The 21,051-nt window shown below is 67.6% G+C and carries 21 protein-coding genes; 9 read left to right on the top strand and 12 right to left on the bottom strand.

Annotated features, from left to right (window positions below; genetic code table 11):
* Nucleotides 1–69: 69 nt before the first annotated feature.
* From NR810_RS32160 to NR810_RS32150, 3 genes are read right to left on the bottom strand one after another with little or no spacing between them, the layout of a single operon-like run.
* A complete protein-coding gene (locus NR810_RS32160; RefSeq protein ID WP_257458248.1) occupies nucleotides 70–906 on the bottom strand; it encodes a carbohydrate ABC transporter permease in 837 nt (278 codons plus the stop codon).
* A complete protein-coding gene (locus NR810_RS32155) occupies nucleotides 903–1,859 on the bottom strand; it encodes a carbohydrate ABC transporter permease (RefSeq protein ID WP_257458247.1) in 957 nt (318 codons plus the stop codon). Before NR810_RS32155 ends, NR810_RS32160 begins: the two co-directional genes overlap by 4 nt.
* Nucleotides 1,856–3,124: an ABC transporter substrate-binding protein gene (locus NR810_RS32150; RefSeq protein WP_257458246.1), complete on the bottom strand. Its 1,269-nt coding sequence runs from the start codon at nucleotides 3,122–3,124 to the stop codon at nucleotides 1,856–1,858. The genes NR810_RS32155 and NR810_RS32150 overlap by 4 nt, the downstream gene beginning before the upstream one ends.
* Before the next feature lie 131 nt (nucleotides 3,125–3,255).
* On the opposite strand from NR810_RS32150, the gene NR810_RS32145 reads away from it, so the two are divergent.
* Nucleotides 3,256–4,644, top strand: a complete 1,389-nt coding sequence (locus NR810_RS32145) for a carbohydrate porin (RefSeq protein WP_257458245.1) — start codon at nucleotides 3,256–3,258, stop codon at nucleotides 4,642–4,644.
* 300 nt (nucleotides 4,645–4,944) lie between these two features.
* Here NR810_RS32145 and NR810_RS32140 read toward each other — a convergent pair whose 3' ends face one another.
* Nucleotides 4,945–5,544: a tRNA-uridine aminocarboxypropyltransferase gene (locus tag NR810_RS32140; protein ID WP_257458244.1), complete on the bottom strand. Its 600-nt coding sequence runs from the start codon at nucleotides 5,542–5,544 to the stop codon at nucleotides 4,945–4,947.
* Entirely contained in the window at nucleotides 5,541–6,086 is a 546-nt protein-coding gene (locus NR810_RS32135; protein ID WP_257458243.1) for a hypothetical protein, read from the bottom strand. Before NR810_RS32135 ends, NR810_RS32140 begins: the two co-directional genes overlap by 4 nt.
* 211 nt (nucleotides 6,087–6,297) lie before the next feature.
* Here NR810_RS32135 and NR810_RS52635 point away from each other — a divergent pair, with 211 nt between their 5' ends.
* Complete coding sequence (locus NR810_RS52635; protein ID WP_326522524.1) at nucleotides 6,298–6,537, top strand: ArsC/Spx/MgsR family protein; 240 nt, start codon at nucleotides 6,298–6,300, stop codon at nucleotides 6,535–6,537.
* 79 nt (nucleotides 6,538–6,616) lie between these two features.
* Here the strand turns inward: NR810_RS52635 and NR810_RS52255 are convergent, their stop codons facing one another.
* The 4 genes from NR810_RS52255 to rtcR form a co-directional block, all read right to left on the bottom strand.
* Nucleotides 6,617–7,483: a DMT family transporter gene (locus NR810_RS52255; protein WP_306818669.1), complete on the bottom strand. Its 867-nt coding sequence runs from the start codon at nucleotides 7,481–7,483 to the stop codon at nucleotides 6,617–6,619.
* A gap of 40 nt (nucleotides 7,484–7,523) precedes the next feature.
* Entirely contained in the window at nucleotides 7,524–8,873 is a 1,350-nt protein-coding gene (locus NR810_RS32110; protein ID WP_257458242.1) for a hypothetical protein, read from the bottom strand.
* A 42-nt stretch (nucleotides 8,874–8,915) separates the two neighbouring features.
* The gene (locus tag NR810_RS32105) at nucleotides 8,916–10,316 is read right to left on the bottom strand and encodes an MATE family efflux transporter (RefSeq protein WP_257458241.1); all 1,401 of its coding nucleotides are present in this window, start codon (nucleotides 10,314–10,316) and stop codon (nucleotides 8,916–8,918) included.
* A gap of 141 nt (nucleotides 10,317–10,457) precedes the next feature.
* A complete protein-coding gene (gene rtcR / locus NR810_RS32100; RefSeq protein ID WP_257458240.1) occupies nucleotides 10,458–12,095 on the bottom strand; it encodes an RNA repair transcriptional activator RtcR in 1,638 nt (545 codons plus the stop codon).
* 128 nt (nucleotides 12,096–12,223) lie between these two features.
* Here rtcR and NR810_RS32095 point away from each other — a divergent pair, with 128 nt between their 5' ends.
* Both NR810_RS32095 and rtcA read left to right on the top strand, forming a co-directional pair.
* The gene (locus NR810_RS32095) at nucleotides 12,224–13,459 is read left to right on the top strand and encodes an RtcB family protein (protein WP_257458239.1); all 1,236 of its coding nucleotides are present in this window, start codon (nucleotides 12,224–12,226) and stop codon (nucleotides 13,457–13,459) included.
* Nucleotides 13,460–13,651: 192 nt separating this feature from the next.
* A complete protein-coding gene (gene rtcA / locus NR810_RS32090; RefSeq protein WP_257458238.1) occupies nucleotides 13,652–14,665 on the top strand; it encodes an RNA 3'-terminal phosphate cyclase in 1,014 nt (337 codons plus the stop codon).
* A gap of 58 nt (nucleotides 14,666–14,723) precedes the next feature.
* Here rtcA and NR810_RS32085 read toward each other — a convergent pair whose 3' ends face one another.
* Nucleotides 14,724–15,569: a hypothetical protein gene (locus tag NR810_RS32085; protein WP_257458237.1), complete on the bottom strand. Its 846-nt coding sequence runs from the start codon at nucleotides 15,567–15,569 to the stop codon at nucleotides 14,724–14,726.
* Nucleotides 15,566–16,258, bottom strand: coding sequence for a hypothetical protein (locus NR810_RS32080; RefSeq protein ID WP_257458236.1), 693 nt, complete (start codon nucleotides 16,256–16,258; stop codon nucleotides 15,566–15,568). The genes NR810_RS32085 and NR810_RS32080 overlap by 4 nt, the downstream gene beginning before the upstream one ends.
* A gap of 205 nt (nucleotides 16,259–16,463) precedes the next feature.
* Here NR810_RS32080 and NR810_RS32075 point away from each other — a divergent pair, with 205 nt between their 5' ends.
* Nucleotides 16,464–16,676 (top strand): hypothetical protein, encoded by a 213-nt coding sequence (locus NR810_RS32075; protein WP_257458235.1) that lies wholly within the window; start codon nucleotides 16,464–16,466, stop codon nucleotides 16,674–16,676.
* A 160-nt stretch (nucleotides 16,677–16,836) separates the two neighbouring features.
* Here the strand turns inward: NR810_RS32075 and NR810_RS32070 are convergent, their stop codons facing one another.
* Nucleotides 16,837–17,532 carry a hypothetical protein gene (locus NR810_RS32070; protein WP_257458234.1) on the bottom strand — a complete coding sequence of 232 codons (696 nt, stop codon included), beginning with the start codon at nucleotides 17,530–17,532 and terminating at the stop codon, nucleotides 16,837–16,839.
* 227 nt (nucleotides 17,533–17,759) lie between these two features.
* On the opposite strand from NR810_RS32070, the gene NR810_RS32065 reads away from it, so the two are divergent.
* From NR810_RS32065 to ruvA, 4 genes are all read left to right on the top strand, one after another.
* Nucleotides 17,760–18,893, top strand: a complete 1,134-nt coding sequence (locus NR810_RS32065) for a response regulator (protein WP_257458233.1) — start codon at nucleotides 17,760–17,762, stop codon at nucleotides 18,891–18,893.
* 133 nt (nucleotides 18,894–19,026) lie between these two features.
* Nucleotides 19,027–19,776: a YebC/PmpR family DNA-binding transcriptional regulator gene (locus NR810_RS32060; protein ID WP_257458231.1), complete on the top strand. Its 750-nt coding sequence runs from the start codon at nucleotides 19,027–19,029 to the stop codon at nucleotides 19,774–19,776.
* Nucleotides 19,777–19,864: 88 nt separating this feature from the next.
* Entirely contained in the window at nucleotides 19,865–20,443 is a 579-nt protein-coding gene (gene ruvC / locus NR810_RS32055; protein WP_257458230.1) for a crossover junction endodeoxyribonuclease RuvC, read from the top strand.
* Nucleotides 20,440–21,051: a Holliday junction branch migration protein RuvA gene (ruvA, locus tag NR810_RS32050; protein ID WP_257458229.1), complete on the top strand. Its 612-nt coding sequence runs from the start codon at nucleotides 20,440–20,442 to the stop codon at nucleotides 21,049–21,051. The genes ruvC and ruvA overlap by 4 nt, the downstream gene beginning before the upstream one ends.

The following is a 21,051-nucleotide window of genomic DNA, read 5'->3' as shown; positions in this document are numbered from 1 at the left end:
GGGCCGGACGGTATCTCACCCCGTGCCGCCGGCATACTGGGTGCGAATCCGGGGAACCTGCCTGGGTGCTCAACCCTTGACGGCGCCGGCGGTGAGACCGGAGACGATGCGCCGTTGGAAGATGAGCACCAGGACGATGAGTGGAACCGTGACGATGACGGAGGCGGCCATGATGAGGCCCCAGGGCAGCTCGTACTGGCTGGCGCCGCTCATCAGGGCGATGGCCACGGGCACGGTCCGGGCCTCCTGGGAGAGGGTGAAGGTGAGGGCGAAGAGGAACTCGTTCCACGCGGCGATGAAGGCCAGCAGTCCCGTCGTCACCAGCGCTGGTTTGAGCAGCGGCAGGAAGACGTGCATGCAGATGACCCAGGGCGAGGCCCCGTCCATCACCGCCGCCTCCTCCAGCTCCTTGGGCAGCTCGCGCATGAAGGTCGTCAACACCCAGACGGTGAAGGGCAGGGTGAAGAGCAGGTAGGAGAGCGTGAGCGCCGGCAGGGTGTTGTACAGGCCCAGCCAGCGGACGAGCTCGAACATGCCGGAGAGCACGGCGATCTGCGGGAACATGGAGACGGCGAGGATCATCAGCATCAACGGGGTTCGCCCGAAGAAGCGGATGCGCCCCAGGGCGAACGCCGCGGTGACGGCCAGGAAGAGCGAGATGATCACCACCGTGGAGGCCACGATCACCGAGTTGAACAGGTTCCTGCCGAAGGGCTGCTCGGTGAAGACGAGGGCGTAGTTCTGCCAGGCGGGGTTGCGGGGCCACGCCTCCACCTCGAAGAGGGCGCTGCCCTGCTTCAGCGACGACACCACCGCCCAGTAGAACGGGAAGAGCGTGTAGGCGGTGATGACCACCACGAGCAGTCCGAACGCGGCCCTGCCCAGCCAACGAAGTGCCTTTCTCATGCCGCCTCCTCCACCGCCGACCGTCCCAGGACGAGGTAGACCACGGTGAACATCGCGATGACCGCGAACAGCATCGACGCCGCCGCGGCGCCCAGTCCCAGCTCCTGGAATTCGAACATCTGCTGGCGCGCGTAGACGGCCATGGACATGGACTCACTGCTGTTGGTGGTGAGCACGTAGAACAGGTCGAACACGCGCATGGCGTCCAGCACGCGGAAGATGATGGCCACCAGCATGGGCCCGCGGATGAGCGGCAGGGTGACCTTGAAGAAGACGCGGATGGGGCCCGCCCCGTCCAGCTTCGCGGCTTCGTAGAGCTCGTCCGGCAGCATCTGCAGCGCCGCCAGCAGCAGCAGCGTCATGAAGGGCGTCGTCTTCCACACGTCCACGGCGATGACCGCGGCCATGGACAGCCGCGGGTCCGCCGTCCACGCGATGGGAGCGTCGATGAACCCCAGGTGCAGGAACATGGCGTTGATGACGCCGTAGACGTCATGGAACATCCAGCCCCACATCCTCGCGGACACCACGGTGGGGATGGCCCACGGCACCAGCACCGCCGCCCGGAGCACGCCTCGCCCCCGGAAGCGCGTGTTGAGCGTGAGGGCGATCATCATCCCCAGCACCGTCTCCAGCGTCACGGAGATGCCCGTGAAGAAGAAGGTGTTGCGCACCGACTGCCACCAGTCCGGGTCGTCCCAGACGGTGGCGAAGTTCTCCAGGCCGATGAACTGCGGAGGCTCCGGGTTGGACAGGTTCGCGTTGGTGAAGGCGAACCAGAAGGTTCTGAGCAACGGCCAGCCGGCCACCATGCCCAGCACGACGAGCGTGGGCAGGAGGAACAGCCACGCCGAGCGGACGCGCTGCCGGGACAGCTGGGAGACGCTGGCCGGCGGCGGAGCGGGCGTGGCCGTGGGGGTGGTGGTGGCGGGCATTCCACTGGGAACGCTCACCACTTACCTCCCCGGCCGAGGCTCTCGAGCTTCTTCTGCAGGGCCTTCAACTTGTCCTCCGGCTTGCCCGTCTTGGACAGGACGGCGTGCACGGCGTTGCGGAACTCGGCGCTCACGCGGCTGTACTTGGCGCCCGTCACCTTCGAGGGCCGCGCCACCGCGTTGGTGAAGGTCTCGAGCAGGCTGGTGTAGAAGGGATTGACCTTGAGCACCTCCTCGTCCTTGTAGAGGCTGGCGATGGTGGGGTTGAAGGAAGCGACGATGGCGCGGCGCTTCTGCTCCTCGGCGCTCGTCAGGTACTTCACCAGGTCCGCGGCGACCGCCGGGTTCTTGGAGTACTTGGACACCGCGAGCTGCCAGCCGCCCAGCGTGCCGGTGGACTTGCCGTCCGTGCCACCCTTGGGCAGCGCCATCACCGCCACCTTGCCCTTGACGGGGCTGTCCGGCGCGTTGGCCAGGGCCCACGCGTACGGCCAGTTGCGCATGAAGACCGCGTTGCCCGACTGGAAGACGCCGCGCGCGCCCTCCTCCTCGTAGTTGAGCACGCCCTGCGGCGAGATGGTGCCGATCCACGAGGCCGCCGTCTTCAGCGCCTCCACCGCCTTCGGGTTGTTGATGGTGACCTTCCCGTCGTCCGAGATGATGGTGCCCCCGCGGAAGGAGTCGATCCACTCGAGCGCGTTGCACGTCAGCGTCTCGGCCGCCTTGGCCTGGAAGACGAAGCCCTGCATCTTGTCATTGCCCGCCTTGCGCTCGGCGTCCTGCACCGTCTTGGCCACCTCGGCCAATTCCTGCCACGTCGTGGGCGGCTTCTGCTTGTGCTTCTCCAGCAGATCCTTGCGGTAGTAGAGCAGGCCCGCGTCGGTGAACCACGGCATGGCCACCAGCTTGCCGCCCACCGTGTTGTTCTCCACGATGGCGGGGAAGTGCTGCTTGAGCACGTCCTCGGACACGTAGGGCTTCAGGTCGATGAAGTGCGCGCCCAGCAGGCCCGGCCACACCACGTCCACGCGGTAGACGTCGATGTCGGAAGCCCCCGCGGACAGCTGCTGCTGGAACATGGTGAGCTGCTCGCTGGCGTCCGTGGGGCCGCTCACCAGCTTCACCTGATGGCCCGACTTCTTCGCCCAGGCCTCAGCTCCCAGTTTGCACTGCTCGAACTCCTGACCCACGGTGCCACACGAGATGGCCACCGTCTCCGCGACGGCGAGGGTGGGAACCACCACGGCCGTGGCGACAGCGAGTCCCTTCAACACGTTGCGCATGCTTCCTCCGGTGTTGGCTTCTGGACGCGCGGAATTTCTCCTGATCGCGCGCAAAACCCAATAGATTCGGGTGGCAAAATCTGTGGCACTGTAGGCGCCGTACCACTCCACCCCTCCAAGAGATTGACTCCATGACATTTGTCGCTGTCCCCCCCCTTGTGCGCGCATGCGGCCGCGCGCTGCTGGTGTTGTGTGCCCTGGTCCTGTCGATCGCGCCCTCGTCGGCGAGCGCCAGCCTGTTGGCGGATCGGCTGGAGCTCGTCATGTACGGCCGCGTTGGCGCCGCGTGGACGCCCTCGGGCCGCTACATCCAGGGCAGGACGTTCAACCTGACGGGGAGCTCCATCGGCGGACGTCTCGAGGAGGGCGACTACCTCGAGCCCACCATCAAGCTGCACCTGCTCGAGAAGAAGGACGATCCGGACGCGGCCTATGTGGACGTGGTGCTGACGCCGTCCATGTACGCGTCCAACGGCCTGTTCGTCGGCATCTTCAGCAACCGCTTCAGCCAGACCCTGCAGATCGAGCTGTTCCAGGCCTATGTGGAGGCGGGCAACGTGCTGCTGCCCCGCCTGCGCGTGTGGGCCGGTGCCCGCTTCTACCGTGGTGGAGACGTGCACATCGCGGACTACTTCTATTTCAACAACCTGAGCTCGCAGGGCGCGGGCATCGCGTACGGCCCGCTCGATGTGGCGGTGCTGCTGCAGACGTCGGCCACGGGCAGCCAGTACAACTTCGACGTGGATGGGGACGGGCGGTTGGATCTGCGGCGCGAGCGCACCGTGTTCGTGGGCCAGTACGTGCACAAGCTGGAGGCCGGCCACTCGTTCCACTTCCTGGGCGAGCTGCACCTGCTGCCGGCGCTGAAGGCGCGCGTGGCGGATGGGACGGAAGTGGGGCTGGCCTCGGACTTCGGCTGGGTGCTGGGCGCCAAGGCCCACCTGGACCTGGGCAACGGGAGCTTCAATGACCTGTCGCTGCGCTATGGCAGCCGGATCGCCAACGGTGGCCGCGCGGGCGGGCAGACGTGGGACACCTTCGGTCTGCCGGACCTCAATGGGCAGTTCTCGAACGCCGCGGGCGTGGAGGTGGTGGAGCACTTCCTCTACAACTTCAGCAAGCTCTTCAGCCTCAATGCGTACGGCATCCTCCACTGGAACCAGGGTTCCAGCGGCCTGCGGACGGACAAGTCGCTGAACTTCGCCGCGGGCGCGCGCAGCACCCTGTACCTGCACGACAACTTCCACCTCATCAACGAGGCGACCTTCCAGGGGCTGCGCCCCGGTGGCGGACCGCTGGCCACGGCGACGAAGCTGTCGATCGTCCCCACCTTCGTTCCGACGGGAGAGCGCTCCGTGTGGGCCCGGCCGCACTTCCGGCTCATCTACACGGCCGCCTTCTACGACCAGAACGCGCGGGAGGCGCTCACCGCGCCCTACCTGCAGACGGTGGCGACGGCGGGGACCGCCGTGCCGAAGGTCGGCCACTACCTGGGGACCCGCGTGGAGTGGTGGTTCTAGGAGCCCCGCCTCCGGCCCTCTGGCCCCTCCCGAGGGGTGTGAACGGCTTCACACCGTTGGTGTGAGTCGGCTCACAGACCCTGGGACGGAACCATGAGAAGGTGCCTTCCAGAAACGAGGGCGGTGGTGCGAAGCGAGGGGGCTTGCTTCGCCCGCCGGTTCAACCCTCGGGAAGCGCCTCGCTATCAAAGGGGGGGAGGCACTTCCTGTTCCCGCGAGTCCGGGGGGGCCCGCGGGATTCTACATGGCCCGCTTCTTGGTGCCGGGGGGCTCCAGGAGGCGGGCCATGCTTTTTCGTGGCTAATCCTGCTCGTCATCGCTGATGCGGCCGCGGCAGGCCAGCACGCGATCGATCATCAACTCGTGGATGTCCTGGAGCGGGCGGGCCACGGCCTCGCCCTCGAGGACGCCGAGGGCCGCGGCGATGGCCTCCAGGGTGGACATCCCGTAGGGGTGCGGCGAGCGGCGCAGGCGCCGGGTGTTGGGGGCGGGAGGCGGCAGGGCCAGCCCCGGCAGGCGGCGCAACTCTGGCATGCGCTGGTACATGCGCCGGGCCTGCGTCCAGTTGCCGTCGAGCACCACCAGACGCTGGGGAGGGGGCGTGCCGGGGGGATGCGGCTGGGCATCCGGGAAGAGCAGCCAGGTGTCCGGCGCGGCGAGCACCGAGACATCGAAGGGCGGCTGGCCGGGAGCGCCGTAGGTGAGGACGCGGCAGCGGGGCAGGGCGAGCGCCGCCAGGCGCGCCGTGTTGGTGGACTTGTTGGCCTCCTTGTTGTGGCGGATGACGAGGAGGTCGGTGCGGGTGTCCACCCTGGGCACGTCGGCGCACAGGCAGAAGGCGGTGGGCAGGTAGCAGGCGGGACAGCGACCGGAGAGATCCTCCGGGGTACGAGACCTCATTTGCCCTGACGATAACGCTGCATGAGCTCGCGCGCTTCGCGCAGCTTGGCCTCGACGAAGCGGTCCTCGGCGTCGGGCTCGTCGTCCGTCTCCAGGCCGATCTGGAAGAGGGCCGAGAGGCTGGCCGGGTTGACGTCCAACCATTCGGCGGTGCGGTCGAGCACGTTGCGGCGCTGACCGGCGAACGTCTCGGGGCCCTCGTCGGGCAGGCAGCGGCAGACGCGGGCGGAGTCGCTGGCCACGTCCACGTAGAGACCGAGCACCTCGGTGTCCAGCTCGGTGGAGATGGCGGAGGCGACCTCGGTGACGTGGGCGGCGAGGGCGTGGGCGGCGGAACGCTCGGTCATCGAGCGAACCAGGTAGACGCGCCAGCCGGCCTCTCCGAGGGTGCCTGCGGCCTCGAGAGGGGCGAGCTCGGCGGGAGGGGCGGAGATGCGCGTGAGGACGCGGCGCACGGGGGCCTCGATGTGCTCCAACTGAGCGCTCGAGGTCGGGCAGAAGAAGACGACGCGGTACTCACGGCTGTCGACGGAGGGTTCCATGAGGGGTACTGCTCCCGTAGGCGCAGTCGGGATCACCCAAGAGGACCACTCCCCTGGCCCCGAGCGCAAGCGGGGAATTGAGGGAGTGCGGATGGACTGCTACACGGAGCGCATGTCCATCACGGTCTACATCAAGAACGGTTGAACGGGTTGTAAGTCAGCGCGGGAGTTTCTCGCGCACAAGGCAGTGCAGGCGGAGATACGGGAGCTGGTGAAGAAGCCGCTCAGCGAGGCCGAGGTCCGGACGCTGGCGGCGAAGCTGGGAGGAGTGAAGGAGCTGATCGCCCCCAAGAGGAAGGCGGAGCTGGGGGGAATGGGGGAGGAGGAGCTGGTGAAGCACCTGGCGGCGAACCCGAACCACGTGAGGAGGCCGCTGATCGACACGGGGAAGCGGCTCCTGGCGGGTTTCACGGCGGAAGTCCGGGCGGCCCTGGAGAAGGAACTGGGCTGACGGTGTAAGCCCCCTCTCCCTCTGGGAGAGGGCTGGGGTGAGGGTATGCGCTCCCATACCCCACCCGAGTCCCCATGGGTCACCCCGTACCCGTGGAAACGACCGGAGTCTCCGAGACAGGAGCTGCTGGAACACGGGGCTCACTGGCGACCCAGACGCCGGAGGCGAGGACGATCAGCCCGCCGAGGAGACCCAGAGCGCCAATGGACTCACCGAAGACGAGCTGCCCGAGAAGCGCGGCGGTGAGGGGCTCCAGGTAGGTGAGGGCGGAGGCGGCGGCGGTGGGGATGCGGCGGAGTCCGGCATTGAACAAGCTGTTGCCGACGAGGCTGCACAGGATGCCGCCGGCGATCACCAGGAGGAGACGCGAGTCGAGGGCGGTGGGGAGTGCCTCGCGTCCGAAGACGAGGAGCAGGGAGAGGGCGGACAGGGGGGCGTGGAGGGCGGTGATGGCGAGGGGTGAGTAGGAGCGGGAGGCCTCCTTCGCGGCGAGGACGTTGGCCATGTAGAAGATGGCGCTGGCGCCGCCGAGGATCGCGGTCCAGGAGTCGGCGACACCGCCCTGGGGAGTACCCAGCAGGAGCGCGAGCCCCACGAGCGTGAGCGGAGCGCCGAGCAGGGCGCGGGTGGAGCGGCGCTCGCGGAGGACCCAGGGGGCGGCGAGGGCGACGAAGAGGGGGGCGAGGTAGTGGGTGAGGACGGCGACGGAGAGGGGCCCGCGCTGGACGGCGGCGAAGAAGAGGGCGCAGTTGGCGGCGTCGGTGAGCCCCATGACGGCGAGCGCGAGGGTGGCGCGGCGGTCGCGGAAGGCCTCGCGGCGGAGGACGAAGGGGGTGGGGAGGGAGACGACCACCAGGGCGATGAACGCGCTCTGGGGGCCGGAGAATCCGGTGGGCCGCAGGAAGAGGGACCAGCACCCCCAGAGGGTGGCTCCCAGTGCGACCATGACGAAGTACCTCAAGTGAACTCCAATATGCGGACGGGGCTCAGCCGATACGGCCGATCTCCGCGCCGCGTTCGTAGACGGTGATGGGGCCGTCCTCGGAGACGTTGACGGCCACACCGCGGAAGCTGGCGCGCCAGGCGGCGAGGGAGCGGGCGCCGGGCATGCTGGGCTCCCTCACGCCGAGGCGGGAGATCTCCTTGGGACTGGAGACCATGCAGGCGATGTCGACGACGTTGCCGTCCTTGTCGAGCACGACGGCGCCATCGGTGGCGGCGGCGGCGGTGATGACCTGACGCTGGGCCCAGACGGCGATGTTCTGCCCGCGGAGGCTGCGGCGCAGGTGGCTGTTGGCGGCCAGGGGGTGGCCGTGGTCGGGGACGAGATCGGTGATCTCCTCGCGGGAGTCGAGCAGGCAGAAGAGGGCGCCGGTGCGCTCGAAGGACAGGTCGATGGCGGCGCGGAGCACGCCGATGACGACGTCCTCGCGGAAGCGGGAGGAGATGCGCTCGTGGAGGGCCTCGTAGTCGAGGACGCGCCAGTGGCCGTGGGTCTTCTGGAAGACGGAGCCCTTGCCACTGAGGATGAAGAGGTCGCCCTGGGGAGAGGCCACGAGGGCGACGTCATGGGCGGCATGGGCGAGGACGGCCTGGACGGGGACGAGCGTCTCGTGGGGGGCGTAGCGCAGGGCGGCGTCGTTGCGGTCCACCTCGGCCAGGGAGATGAAGCCGATGATGCTGCCGGAGTGCATGCTGCCGAGCAGGGCGACACGGCGGCCGTCGACGACGGTGCGGATCCACTTCTCGCGCAGCAGGGCGTTCTCGATGGAGATGCCGCCGGGCAGGGGGATGAACTTGCTCTGGAGCTTCTGGGTGAGCTTGGGGGCCTTGCGGGCGATGATGAGGCAGTGGCGGACGTTGCGGCCCTCGTAGGTGAGGGCCATGGAGTCCTCCATGGCGCGCACCCAGTTGGACATCTTGTGGGGCCGGTAGTTGAGGAAGCGGGCGACGGCGCGGCGCAGGCGGGTCTGCTCGAGCGAGGACCAGTGCTCATCCAGGGGCCAGGCGGCGGAGACGTGGGTGAGGTCGTCGTTGAAGACGCGGCAGAAGGCGCGGGCGAAGTGGCTGTCGCTGGTGCGCACGGGGCGCCGCAGGTCGAGCAGGAGGGCCCCCTGGGCGACGGGCTGGCCGAAGTAGAGGAGGGCGACGAGCCGGGACTCGTCGAGGGTGAGCACCTTGGGCTTGAAGGCCGCGCGGGAGCCGAGCGACTCGAGCAGGGCGGACAGCTCGGCCGCGGTCAGCGAGGTGGTGGTGCTGCCGGGGAAGATGTCCTTGAAGGCAGTGGCCAGCGAGGCGAGTGCATCGACGATGACCAGGGGCCTGCGCGTTCGCATTGACGCCATCCTACGGAAGGGAACCCGCAGTTCCCCAGCGCTTTAGCCGCCGACCGCCACCGCGGCGGGCTGTTCGGCCGGGGCGACGAGCGACTGTTTCTCCCAGGCCCGACTCTTCCAGCGGTACCAGAAGGTGAGGCCGCGGGTCCATTCATCCGCCGAGACGGCGAGCCAGACGCCGGCCAGGCCCAGGTTCAGCTTGAACACGAGGACGTAGCCCAGCGTCAGGCTCACACACACCATCGACAGGAAGCCCATGTAGACGGTGAACCGGGCATCTCCGGTGGCCCGGAGGGCATTGACGAGGACGAGGTTGAAGGACCGCCCGGGCTCGAGGATGAGGCTCAGGAGGATGAGCTGCGAGGTCAGCTGGAGGATGCCGCCATCGGTCGTGAACAAGCCGATCAACGGCTTGCGGAACAGGATCGCGATCACATCCACCAGGACGGTGAGCGCCACGGCCCACTTCAAGCTCACGAGGACCCGGTGGTACGCGTCGTCCGTCCGGTTCGCGCCCACCAGCCGCCCGACGATGATGGACGTCCCCGTCCCGATCGCGAGGCTGAACAGGTAGACGTACTGGGAGATGGAGATCGCATACTGCCTGGACGCCAGCGCCTCGGCGCCGAGGTAGGTGACGTAGTACACGAACACCGTCTGGCAGGACTGATACGTGAGCTGCTCGACGGCGGAAGGCACGCCGACCTTGAGGATCTTCCGGATGTACTCCTTCGAGAACGTCAGATAGTCCCGAAGCACCATTCGCACTTCCATCACCTGGTACAGCATCCAGATGAAGACGAGGAGCGCGACGGCGCGGCTGATCGCCGTGGAGATCGCCGCACCGGCCACGCCCATCGCGGGCAGACCGAGGTGCCCGAAGATGAGCAGGTAGTTGACGAAGATGTGGAGCACGTTCATGCCCAGCGACACGTACATGGACTGCCGGGTGAAGCCGTACGTGCGAATCAGGCTGGAGAAGGCGTTGATGAGCGCCTGCAGGAAGAGGAATCCGCCGGCGATTCCCATGTACGTCTGCGAATACGCCAGCACCTGGCCCCGCAGGTTCATGTGCTCCAGGATCTCGTTGCCGAACAGCACCAGGCCCCCGCTGACGGTGAGCCCGAGCAGGAAGTTCAGCGTGATGGCGAGGGCCGAGATCCTGGCCGCCTCTTGCGTCCTCCGGGCACCGAGGTACTGGGCGACGACGATGGCGGCGCCATTGCTGATCACCGCGACGATCAGGATGCAGATGAAGATGTACTGATTGACCACGCCGACGGCCGAAACGGCCTCGTCGGACACACCGCTGATCATCAGCGTGTCCGCCGAGCCCATCAGCATGAACAGGAGGAGCTCGAAGAAGATCGGCCAGGTCAGCCGGAACAGCCCCAGATCCGCCTTCTCCTGCGTACTTCCACTCTGCGTGACCGCTGCGTCCATCTCTACTCACCCGCGCATCAAGTCCATCTCGCGCGCACCGGCATCTCTCATGCCCGGGCGTTGACGTCGAGTGACGATCGAGCCTCGCTATCCGCTTGCCTGCTTCTCGATGCTCGAAAATTTGAACCCATACTTTCGGACTCAAGCCACGTCGGAGAGCCCTCGCCCCGAGACATCGGCCCAACTCAGTCCGAAGCGGGTGAGATACTTCCGCAGCCGGTCCGCGTCATTGACGCTCTTCTTCTGCGCACGTGATTGGGCGAAGAGGGTACGGCCTGCCTCGGACAGCGAGCGCGCCTGCCGGCACACGGTGAGTACCTCCGCGAGCTGCGCCCGGTCGAACCGGTCCAGCGCCTCGGCCCGCTCCTCCCCGAGCACCTCCACCACGAGGTCCTCCGCCGATGACTGCTTCGGCCCGCTCTTCGCCCACGCGGCGCGCAGCCGGTCGAGCTCCTCGTCCACGCCCTCGCGGGTGATGCGCCCACCGGGGGCGAGCGTCGCCATCCGCAGCACCGCGGCGTTGAGATCCCGGAAGTTTCCGCTCCAGCGCGCCTCGGGCGAGGTGGCGAAGCGCAGGAAGTGCTCCTGCGCCTCCTTGTTCATCGTCACCTGGGTTCCCAGCGCCTGGGAGGCCTGGGCCAGCTCGTAGAGGAGGTTGGGCGGGATGTCCTCGGGCCGCTCGCGCAGGGGCGGCAGCCGGAAGGTCCACAGGTTGATGCGCGCGAGCAGGTCCTCCCGGAAGCGCCCTCGCTCCACCTCGGACTGGAGCTCCCTGTTGGTGCCGGCGATGAGCTGGAAGTCACTCTCCACCTCCTTGTCCGAGCCCACCGGCAGGAAGCGCTTGTCCTCGAGTGCCCGCAGCAGCATGGCCTGCTCGTCCGCGCCCAGCTCTCCGATTTCATCGAGGAAGAGCACGCCGCCGTTGGCCTGGCGCAACAGCCCCGGCCGATCGCTCAGCGCCCCCGTGAAGGCCCCCTTCACATGGCCGAAGAGCGCGGACATGGCCCCATCCCCGCGCAGGGTGGCGCAGTTGATGTCCACCAACGGGCCGCTCACGTGCCGCCGCGCCTTCTTCAACTGGTAGATGCGTTTGGCGAGCTGCGACTTGCCCGCCCCCGTGGGCCCGGTGAGCAGCAGCGGCGCGCGCGAGCTGGTGGCCACCTGTTCGATGCGCTCGATGAGCCGGTTGAAGGCCGGGTTGCGCGTGTCGATGCCCGCCTTGAGGAAGGACAGGCCCTCGCGCTGCTCCTGCTGGAAGCGCCTCGCCAGCGTGTCGTACTTCGACAGGTCGAGGTCGATGAGGGCGTGCTCCCCCGGCCCCCCGTGGTCGCGGCCCGCCCGGGGCGGCGACGTCTGCACCAGCCGCCCCGGGATGTGCCGGCTCTCCACCAGGAGGAACATGCTGATCTGCACGATGTGCGTCCCGGTGGTGATGTGGACGAAGTAGTCCTCCTGCTCGGGCTGGAAGGGGTACGCCTTCACGTAGTCGAGCAGCGCCCCGTACGTCTCCTCGAGATCCCACGGGTCCCGGATGGCCAGCACCGTGGGGCGTACGCGCGTCTCGGGTGACACCTGGGCGATGTCCTCCGTCACGATCTGGACCAGCTCGTCATGCCCCGGGAGCGTGAGCAGCTCCAGCCGGTGCACGACCAGGTCGTCCTGCTGACACAGGCCCACCGTGGGGCGCCACTTCTCCCACCGCTTGGGACCCCGGCCCATGTCCAGCGTCGTCCCGAGCATCCCGAGGACCACCGTCTCGCGCGCCTGCGTCTTCGCCATGGGGATAGGACTTTATCCTGCTGGATAGGGAAACGGACAGGGGATTCGGCCGCTCCCTCTGGAGGCGGGCTGGCACGCGCCCTGCTCTAGGGAGCCGGCAAGAAAGACGGATTCCGAAGGAGCAGGTCATGCAGACGCAGCGCAACTACGAGGTGCTGTCGAACGAGGCGGGTGGGGTGCCCATCAAGGCGTGGACGCTGGGCGTGCCGTTCGAGGACGAGGCGAAGAAGCAGCTGCGCGCCATCTCGTCGCTGCCCTTCATCCACAAGTGGATCGCCGTGATGCCGGACGTGCACCGCGGTAACGGCGCGACGGTGGGGAGCGTGGTGGCGACGGCGGGCGCGGTGATTCCGGCGGCGGTGGGCGTGGACATCGGCTGCGGGATGATCGCCGTGCGCACCACGCTGCGCGCGGAGCAGCTCCCGGACTCGCTCGGGCAGGTGCGCTCGGTCATCGAGAAGGCGGTGCCGCACGGCCGTACGGATAACGGCGGCCGGAACGACCGGGGCGCGTGGCAGGACGCGCCCGCCATGCACCGCGAGGCCTGGGCCCGCCTGAAGCCCGGCTACGACGCCATCATCGCGAAGCACCCGCGCATCGACCGGGGCCCGGAGCTGGGGCACCTCGGGACGCTGGGGACGGGGAACCACTTCATCGAGGTGTGCCTGGATGAGGCGGGCCACGTGTGGCTGATGCTGCACAGCGGCTCGCGCGGGGTGGGGAACCGGATCGGAAGCCACTTCATCGAGCTGGCGAAGGAGGACATGCGCCGCTTCTTCATCCACCTGCCGGACCAGGAGCTGGCGTACCTGCCCGAGGGGACGGAGCACTTCGAGGACTACATCCACGCGGTGAGCTGGGCGCAGGAGTACGCGGCGACCAACCGCGAGCTGATGCTGCGCTCGGTGGTGCAGGCGCTGAAGGCGAGCGGTGAGCTGCCGGAGTTCGAGCTCACGGAGGCGGCGGTGAACTGCCACCACAACTACGTGGCGCGCGAGCACCACTACGGGAAGAACGTGCTGGTGACGCGCAAGGGGGCGGTGCGGGCGCGGGAGGGAGACCTGGGAATCATCCCCGGGAGCATGGGGGCGCGCTCGTACATCGTGCGAGGGAAGGGGAACGCGGAGGCGTTCCACTCGTGCAGCCACGGAGCGGGGCGGGTGATGTCGCGCGAGGCGGCGAAGCGGCGCTTCACGCTGGATGACCACGCGAAGGCGACGGAGGGAATCGAGTGCCGGAAGGACGCGGAGGTCATCGACGAGACGCCGGCGGCCTACAAGCCGATCGACGCGGTGATGGCGGCGCAGGCGGACCTGGTGGAGGTGGTCCACACGCTGCGGCAGGTGGTGTGCGTGAAGGGATGACTCCGGACATGGGAGGAAGACACATGAGGGGATAGAGACACCGAGATGCCCGCTCTCTCCGAGACTTCGGTCGCTAGGATGAGGGAGCGGGCATCGCTACGTGCGGGCCCGTGTATGCCCCCTCTCCCTTTGGGAGAGGGCTGGGGTGAGGGTCTACCGACTCGGGGCACAGTGCACTTGGGGGTACCGGAAATGATTCGCATCGATGGTTCGAAGGGGGAGGGCGGAGGACAGGTGCTGCGGACGTCGCTGGCGCTGTCGCTGGTAACGGGGACGCCCTTCCAGATGGTGAACATCCGAGCGGGACGCTCGAAGCCGGGGCTGCTGCGCCAGCACCTGACGGCGGTGAAGGCGGCGGAGGCGGTGGGGGAGGCGGAGGTCACGGGAGCGGAACTGCACTCGAAGGAGCTGACCTTCCGGCCTCGGACGGTGAAACCCGGGGACTACCACTTCGCGGTGGGAACGGCGGGGAGCGCGACGCTCGTGCTGCAGACGGTGCTGCCGGCGCTGCTGAGCGCGAGCGGCCCGTCGACGCTGGTGCTCGAGGGGGGAACGCACAACCCGGCGGCGCCGCCGTTCGACTTCCTGGCGAAGTCGTACCTGCCGCTCGTGCGGCGGATGGGGCCGGAGGTGGAGGCCGCGCTGGAGCGGCCCGGGTTCTTCCCGGCCGGGGGAGGGAAGTTCAGCGTGAGCGTGCTGCCCGCGCCGCTGAAGCCCCTGCACCTGCCCGAGCGGGGGCAGGTGGTGCGTCGGCAGGCCACGGCGATGATCGCGCAGGTGCCGTACGACGTGGCCAAGAGGGAACTGGAGGCCGTGGGGCGGAAGCTCGGGTGGTACCCGGATGAGCGGCGGGTCGAGGAGCTGAAGCGCTCGGTGGGGCCGGGGAACGTGGTGAGCCTGGAGGTCGAGAGCGAGCACGTCACCGAGGTGTTCACCGCGTTCGGGGAGCGGGGCGTGCGCGCGGAGGACGTGGCGGAGTCCGCGGCGGAGGAGGCACGGGTCTATCTGGAGTCCGGTGTGCCCGTGGGCGAGCACCTGTGTGATCAGCTCATGCTGCTGCTGGCGCTGGCTCGGGGAGGCTCGTTCCGGACCCTGCCGCTCGATGGGCATGCGCGGACGCAAATTGAGACGTTCGTGCACTTCCTGGATGTGAAGGTTGAAGTGGAGCAGCTCTCGACTCATGCGTTCGAAGTGCGAGTGGATTGAGCGTATTGCATGCTGCGTCCAGGCACATCGTTGGTCGAGCACTCAGGCTGCGTGGATGCTACTCGCCATCTCCCTCATCCTTCGCCACCGCATCTCGGGCTTCCTCCCTTTCGGCAGCCCTCTTCATCTCTTCCCACTTCGTCAGGGCAGAGGCGACAGGGTGGAGCGTGTGACGCTTCAGTCTTTTGTGGTGCACCGCGAAGAAGTACTCCCCGGCGATTGACACGAAACCAAAAGGAGAGGCCGGGTGTTCCTTCAACCACGCCTCTGCTTCTCCACGGGTTTCGAAGGATGGCGCCGTGGAAGGTATTCCTCCCGCGACGAGCTCTCCAATGTACGGCTCGATGATGTAGTCGCGGTACATGTCGCGCGCGTTGTCTTCACGAGAAGACCAGGCCAGATAATATTCATCGCCAATGAGGATGCGTGCCGGACTGGGTGGTTTCGCGAGGCCCTTCAGCCATGCTTGCGCTTCATCGCGCGTCGTGAAGTGAGCGATGGCGAGCGGTGCATTCTCGAGGCGGTTGTTGACGAAGTCCTCGAAGTCATCGAGTTGTCCGGTATCGGCGATGAAGTTGAGCAGATGGATGAGGGTGCTCGCCGCCTGTTTCTGTTCAGGCTCGGGCGTTTCGTCGAAAGCTTTCAGGAGAAGCTCCATGGCCCTCTTCGAAGCCACCGCGTCCTGACGCGTTTCGAGGGCGGTGCTCACGAGGGGGCGTTGTCTGGGAGCGACTCCCTTGAGGTAGTCTTCAAACAGGTAGACCTGACCTGTTTCGCCCAGGAATGCCCTGTATTCATCTACATGGCGCCAGAGCTGCGCTTCTTCTCCATCCCCGGCTCTTGCTGCTCGCCAACGAGAGGCAGCGAATCGTGATGCGCTGACAAGAGAGTCATAGATGCTCACCAGGTAGCCTCCGTGATAGCGGGCGCGGTGGGCAACCCCGGGGGGAGTTCCGCGACAATCACGAGCGGCACCAGGAGGAGTACACCTCCACCTGAGACGGCGGACGCGGCAACGAAGGTGACTCCTGCAATGAGGATGACGGAGCCCACGAGGATCTCTTCTCGGTGATTCTTGATCCAATCCACCGCTGGCTCTATCTCATCGAACTCCGCGGCATATTCTTCGGCCCAACTGCCCATTCGCCGCTTGCACATGTCCGCTTGCTTCCCGCAATGCTCCGGACACCACCACTTCCTGGCTTCGCGCCATGGCTGTATCTTGATGTTTTCATACTTCCAGTGCCCGACCCATACCGGGCTACGGCTCGAGAGGCAGTCTTGCTCGCACTGGTCTTGCCGGCCTTCGCAATACTTATCCAGACCTGTCGAGGACGCATGCACGATGCCTCGGTTCGCTCTCATCGCACTCAGGGGTTGTTGGAGCTTCGTCGGGTCGATTTCCTCGAGTGGCTTCCAGTCGTGCGTCACCCGCCCGTCTTGCGTGTCCTGGATGATGAGCGCGTACCGGGCGAGGTCTTGCGGACCGGTGGGGTCCTGCGCCGCGACAATGGGCTGGTTGATGCTACAGGAAACAAGGAGAAGCCCGAGGCTCGATGCCATGCGCTTCCGCGCGAACGTCTGGGTGGGCATGTAGGATTCTCGGTGTGGTACTCCAGGCATCCCTTCGACAACCGGTGAAGGGATACCATGGGGAGAGTGCTTCTCCCGTTCACGAACACCGAGCTTTCGCGAACGAAGCGAGAAGGTTCACTCTCAGGAGCGGGGCACCGCCTCGGTGAGCGTCGCGCCCCAGGTCTGCTTAAATAGGGCTGTGGCCGACTTCACCGAAGAGCAGATGGATTCCGCGCTCCGCCGCGCCAGCGAGGAGCTGTCCTTCCCCAGCTACTACGAGGCTTGTGTCCGGCCTCTTCTGCGCAATCCAGAGGGACATTGGCCTCGGTGCTGTGCCGGTGGGTGCGAGCCTTGTGCGCAGACGCTCATCAAGGTCGCATTGCGCACACTGGAGATCCTTGGGACTCCTCGCGTCACTCCCATTCCAGAGTGGTGATGCGGTGGGGTCGTGAGTCGGGTTCCGTGATTCTTGGGTAGACCCTCACCCCAGCCCTCTCCCAGAGGGAGAGGGGGCATACACGGATTCAACCTGATGGGGTCGATACCCTCACCCCGACCCTCTCCCGGAGGGAGAGGGAGGAGTGGGGCAGGGGACTTCAGAAGAGACGCACTCCCAGGCCCAGGCGCACTCCGTAGCCCAGGCGTGTCTGCGTTACTCCTCGCAGCTCCTTGAAGATGTCCACCCCGAGCTCGCCCACCGCCGACAGCGACAGGTCCTCTCCCAGGTAGATCTCCGCTCCCGCCCCCGCCATCGGCTTCACCCTCCACGTCCCGCTCGGGCTCAGCCCCAGATCGTACGGCACCTCCACCAGCCCCACCGCCGTCACCGTCTCCGCCACCTTCCAGCTCGCCACCACCGCTGGATTCAGCCGCAGGAACCACCCCTTCAGGTTCTGCTCGTCGAAGTACCGGCTCCCCGTGTTCCCCGTCACTCCCAGTCCCAGCTCCGTCGCCACCGTCCACGCTTCCGTGTCCGTCCACACCTGCACCCGCCCCACCGCTTCTCCCGTCACCGCCAGCCGCAGATAGTCGAACCGGCCTCGCGCTCCAATCTCCCAGCCCCCAACCCCCTGGCGATACGCCGCTCCCACCTCCGGTACTCCCACCCACCCGGAGACAGCCGTCGCCCCGTCCGGCATCGTCGCCGGCACCACCACCCCTCCGAAGTTCTCCCGCCTCGCCTCCTCACTCACCGCCACCGCCGCCGGCTCCGCGGTCGTCTCCTGCGCCTTCGTCTCCTGCGCCACCGCCACCCACGGCACGAGCACTCCCACCAGCATCAGTCGTGTCATAGGCCGCGCACTCTGGCTCCTCGCCCCCTCGCCCGTCGAGCCTTTCCTCAAACCCTCTGCTGATGCTTATCCAACAATTTCAAGCCCTTGGGTCCTGGTATGCTACCTTCCTCTCCGCTATAGCAGAGTCCCCCCGCCTTCCCGGGTAGTCTTCATTCTGGGAATAACGTAGTTTTTCGCTGGAAGTGGACCCCGGTCCATCGGATCGTCGCTCCAGGAGCCTTCTCATGGTCGCCAGTTCACACCGCGCCACCGTCCTCGAGCCCGCAGCCTCGTCCGCCTCCGCCGACGTCAGCCCCCGGCGGCGCTCCACCCGTTTCCGCCCTCGCGTCCTGCTCGTCCAGTCCGACAAGGACGCGCGCTCCTCCCTCGCCCTGGGGCTCGTGAGCGCCGGTTTAGAGGTGCTCGCCGCTCCCTCCGTCGAGGACATCCTCGGCGAGCTGGCTCCGGGCTGCCCCCTGCCGCACCTCGTCATCGCCCAGGTCGAGCCCTCCGGCGACGGTCTCGATGGTTTCGCCTTGTGCGAGAAGCTCCGCGCCGACGCCCGCACCGAGCACCTCCCGGTCTATCTGCTCTCCCGTCACGAGGAGCCCCACCACCGCGAGCTCGCCGACGCCGTGCGCGCCGATGACTATCTCCTCCAGCCCTTGCCCCCGGAGGTGGTGGTGTCGCTCGCCCGTCTCAAGGCCGGCCGCAGCACCTCCAGTCCCGTCTACGAGGCCCATACCGCCCGCCTGTCCCTCGCCCAGGTCGTCCACGCGCTCCTGTGCGGCACCCGCGCTGGCCGCGTCGAGCTGCGTGACAACGAGGGCTGGCTCTCCTTCCGCCAGGGCCACCTGGTCGATGCTTCCTTCGCGGGCGAGCGCGGTCTCACCGCCCTGCGCCGCCTGCTCTTCTTCGGCTCGGGCGCCTACGCCGTGTCCTTCGGTGACGTGCCCGCCGAGGGCAAGCCGCTCGTCAACCTGAAGATCTACGCCTCGCTGCTGCTGCCGGCCGCCGAGCGTTTCTCCGCCCTGTGCTCCCTCGGCATCCCCCTGTCCGCCCGCCTCATGGTGGACTTCAAGCGGCTGGCCGACATGCTCAAGTCCCTGCCCGATGACCTGGGCCAGGTCATCCGTCTCTTCGACGGCCAGCGCACCGTGCACACCGCCATCCTGGAGTGCAGCCTGCCCGAGGTGACCACCCTCGAGGCGGTGACGTGCCTGTACGCCCAGGGCGTGCTGGTCCCGGCCAACCTCATCGCCGAGCGCGAGCCTCCGCCGCTCGTCATCCCGCCCTTCTTCGAGCCGGTGTTGGATCCGGAGGAGGAGGAGCCCTTCTCCGAGGCCTTCGAGTCCACGGGGCCCTCCCAGGCGGCCTGAGCCGGACTGCCCGGCACGGCGCCGGAAGTTATCTCTCGGTGTTTGACTCCGCCTCCCCGTCCAGGCGAGAAGGCGCGGCGTCGCATCATCACCTACGGATCCGCAGCGCATCCGCGAGGAGCGTCATCCCACCATGTCCGGTCACAACCGATGGTCGAAGATCAAGCGGCAGAAGGCCGCGATGGGTGCGAGCAAGGGCAAGCTCTACACCAAGGTCATCAAGGAGCTCACCGTCTCCGCCAGGTTGGGAGGGGGCAACCCCGACGGTAACGCCCGGCTGCGCGTGGCCATCGCCGCGGCGCGCGAGGCGAACATGCCCAACGACACCATCCAGCGCGCCATCAAGAAGGGCACCGGCGAACTGGAGGGTGCCGCCTACGAGGAGATCGTCTACGAGGGTTATGGCCCCGGTGGCGTGGCCGTGCTCGTGGAGTGCCTCACCGACAACCGCAACCGCTCCGCCAGCGACGTGCGCTCCATGTTCTCCAAGGAGGGCGGCAACCTGGGCGCCGAAGGCTCGGTGAACTGGATGTTCCACAAGAAGGGCATCATCACCGTCAAGCCGGGCCCCTCCGAGGACCAGGTGATGGAGAAGGCCATCGAGGCCGGCGCCGAGGACGTCCTCAACCACGGTGACGAGGGCTTCGAGGTGCGCACCGCTCCGGCCGACCTGCACGCCGTCGCCGCCAGCCTGGAGCAGGCGGGTCTGAAGCTGGGCGAGCAGAAGTGGACGTACATTCCCCAGAACACCGTCAGGCTCGAGGGCGACAACGCCAAGAAGATGCTCAAGCTGATGGAGCTGCTCGAGGACAACGACGACGTGCAGAACGTGCACGCCAACTTCGAGATGGACGACGCGTTGATGGAGTCGCTCTCGGCGTAGTGGGGATGGAAAGGGCACATCGACAGGCGGGCGGCCCGCGCGTTATAGGGCTGGCTGAACCCCTGTTCCGTTGTCCCCGGAGAAGCACTTGCGCGTCCTAGGCATCGACCCCGGCAGCCGTTTCATGGGGTATGGCGTGGTGGAGGAGCGGCGCGGCCGGCTGATCCACGTGGGGCATGGTGTCATCAAGGTGGACGCCGACGCCCCCCTGGAGCTGAGGCTCAAGGACCTGCACGGCGCCCTCATGACGGCCCTGAAGCTCTACCGGCCCGAGGCGGTGGCCGTGGAAGGTGTCTTCACCTTCCGCAACGCCCGCAGCGCGCTCGTCCTCGGACACGCGCGCGGGGTGGCCCTGCTGGCCGCCGCCCAGGCAGGACTCTCCGTGCACGAGTACCCGCCCGCCCGCGTGAAGCGCGCGGTGGGCGCGGGCGGCGCCGCCGACAAGGACGCGGTGGCGCGCATGGTGTGCACCTTCCTCGACCTCGAGGAGCTGGAGCGCTCGGACGCCAGCGACGCGCTCGCGGTGGCGCTCTGCCACCTCAACCATGGCCGCCTGGGCGTGGCGGTCTCGGGTAAGAGCAAGGTCTCGAAGTCGCGCCGCAAGTCGGCGCAGGCGCAGCTGGCGGACCGGCTCGCGCCGTCCTACCGGCGACCGGAGGCGGGATGATCGCGGCACTGCGTGGCATCGTTCAGGAGAAGAGCCTCGACGAGGCCATCATCGACGTGGGTGGAGTGGGGTACCGCGTCTTCTTCTCCTCCCTGACGCTCGGGCGGCTGCCCCCCGAGGGCGAGTCCGTGAAGGTGCGCGTGCGCACCGTGGTGCGCGAGGACGCCTTCGAGCTGTTCGGCTTCCTCTCGCGGGCCGAGGAGGAGCTGTTCCTGCTGCTCAACTCGGTGTCCCACGTGGGCCCGAGGCTCGCGCTGGCGGTGCTCTCCGGCATGGAGGTGCCGGAGCTGGTGGCCGCGCTGGGCCGGGGCGAGGTGGCCCGCCTCACCAAGATTCACGGGGTGGGGAAGAAGACCGCCGAGCGGCTCGTGCTGGAGCTCAAGGACAAGGTGAAGACGCTGCACCTGGAGCAGGTGGCCGCGCAGGCGACGCCGGCGGCGCCCGTGGCCGGGCACATGGCGGACCTGGTCTCCGCGCTCATCAACCTCGGCTACAAGCAGCCCCAGGCGGAGAAGGCCGCGGAGTCCGCCAGCGAGCGGCTCGGGGGCGAGGCCGCCTTCCAGGCCCTCTTCCGCGAGGCCCTCAAGGTGCTGCGCACCAACGCCTGA

Origin of the sequence: Archangium lipolyticum (assembly GCF_024623785.1) — a bacterium.
GTDB lineage: Bacteria > Myxococcota > Myxococcia > Myxococcales > Myxococcaceae > Archangium > Archangium lipolyticum.
This window is presented reverse-complemented; position numbering and strand designations above follow the sequence as displayed.

What these genes read in the sequence shown, in the direction of transcription:
- NR810_RS32160 (WP_257458248.1), bottom strand. Translation starts at nt 906, where the DNA reads ATGAGAAAGGCACTTCGTTGGCTGGGCAGGGCCGCGTTCGGACTGCTC.
- NR810_RS32150 (WP_257458246.1), bottom strand. Translation starts at nt 3,124, where the DNA reads ATGCGCAACGTGTTGAAGGGACTCGCTGTCGCCACGGCCGTGGTGGTT.
- NR810_RS32145 (WP_257458245.1), top strand. Translation starts at nt 3,256, where the DNA reads ATGACATTTGTCGCTGTCCCCCCCCTTGTGCGCGCATGCGGCCGCGCG.
- NR810_RS32140 (WP_257458244.1), bottom strand. Translation starts at nt 5,544, where the DNA reads ATGAGGTCTCGTACCCCGGAGGATCTCTCCGGTCGCTGTCCCGCCTGC.
- NR810_RS32135 (WP_257458243.1), bottom strand. Translation starts at nt 6,086, where the DNA reads ATGGAACCCTCCGTCGACAGCCGTGAGTACCGCGTCGTCTTCTTCTGC.
- NR810_RS52255 (WP_306818669.1), bottom strand. Translation starts at nt 7,483, where the DNA reads ATGGTCGCACTGGGAGCCACCCTCTGGGGGTGCTGGTCCCTCTTCCTG.
- NR810_RS32110 (WP_257458242.1), bottom strand. Translation starts at nt 8,873, where the DNA reads ATGCGAACGCGCAGGCCCCTGGTCATCGTCGATGCACTCGCCTCGCTG.
- NR810_RS32105 (WP_257458241.1), bottom strand. Translation starts at nt 10,316, where the DNA reads ATGGACGCAGCGGTCACGCAGAGTGGAAGTACGCAGGAGAAGGCGGAT.
- rtcR (WP_257458240.1), bottom strand. Translation starts at nt 12,095, where the DNA reads ATGGCGAAGACGCAGGCGCGCGAGACGGTGGTCCTCGGGATGCTCGGG.
- NR810_RS32095 (WP_257458239.1), top strand. Translation starts at nt 12,224, where the DNA reads ATGCAGACGCAGCGCAACTACGAGGTGCTGTCGAACGAGGCGGGTGGG.
- rtcA (WP_257458238.1), top strand. Translation starts at nt 13,652, where the DNA reads ATGATTCGCATCGATGGTTCGAAGGGGGAGGGCGGAGGACAGGTGCTG.
- NR810_RS32080 (WP_257458236.1), bottom strand. Translation starts at nt 16,258, where the DNA reads ATGCCCACCCAGACGTTCGCGCGGAAGCGCATGGCATCGAGCCTCGGG.
- NR810_RS32075 (WP_257458235.1), top strand. Translation starts at nt 16,464, where the DNA reads ATGGATTCCGCGCTCCGCCGCGCCAGCGAGGAGCTGTCCTTCCCCAGC.
- NR810_RS32070 (WP_257458234.1), bottom strand. Translation starts at nt 17,532, where the DNA reads ATGACACGACTGATGCTGGTGGGAGTGCTCGTGCCGTGGGTGGCGGTG.
- NR810_RS32065 (WP_257458233.1), top strand. Translation starts at nt 17,760, where the DNA reads ATGGTCGCCAGTTCACACCGCGCCACCGTCCTCGAGCCCGCAGCCTCG.
- NR810_RS32060 (WP_257458231.1), top strand. Translation starts at nt 19,027, where the DNA reads ATGTCCGGTCACAACCGATGGTCGAAGATCAAGCGGCAGAAGGCCGCG.
- ruvA (WP_257458229.1), top strand. Translation starts at nt 20,440, where the DNA reads ATGATCGCGGCACTGCGTGGCATCGTTCAGGAGAAGAGCCTCGACGAG.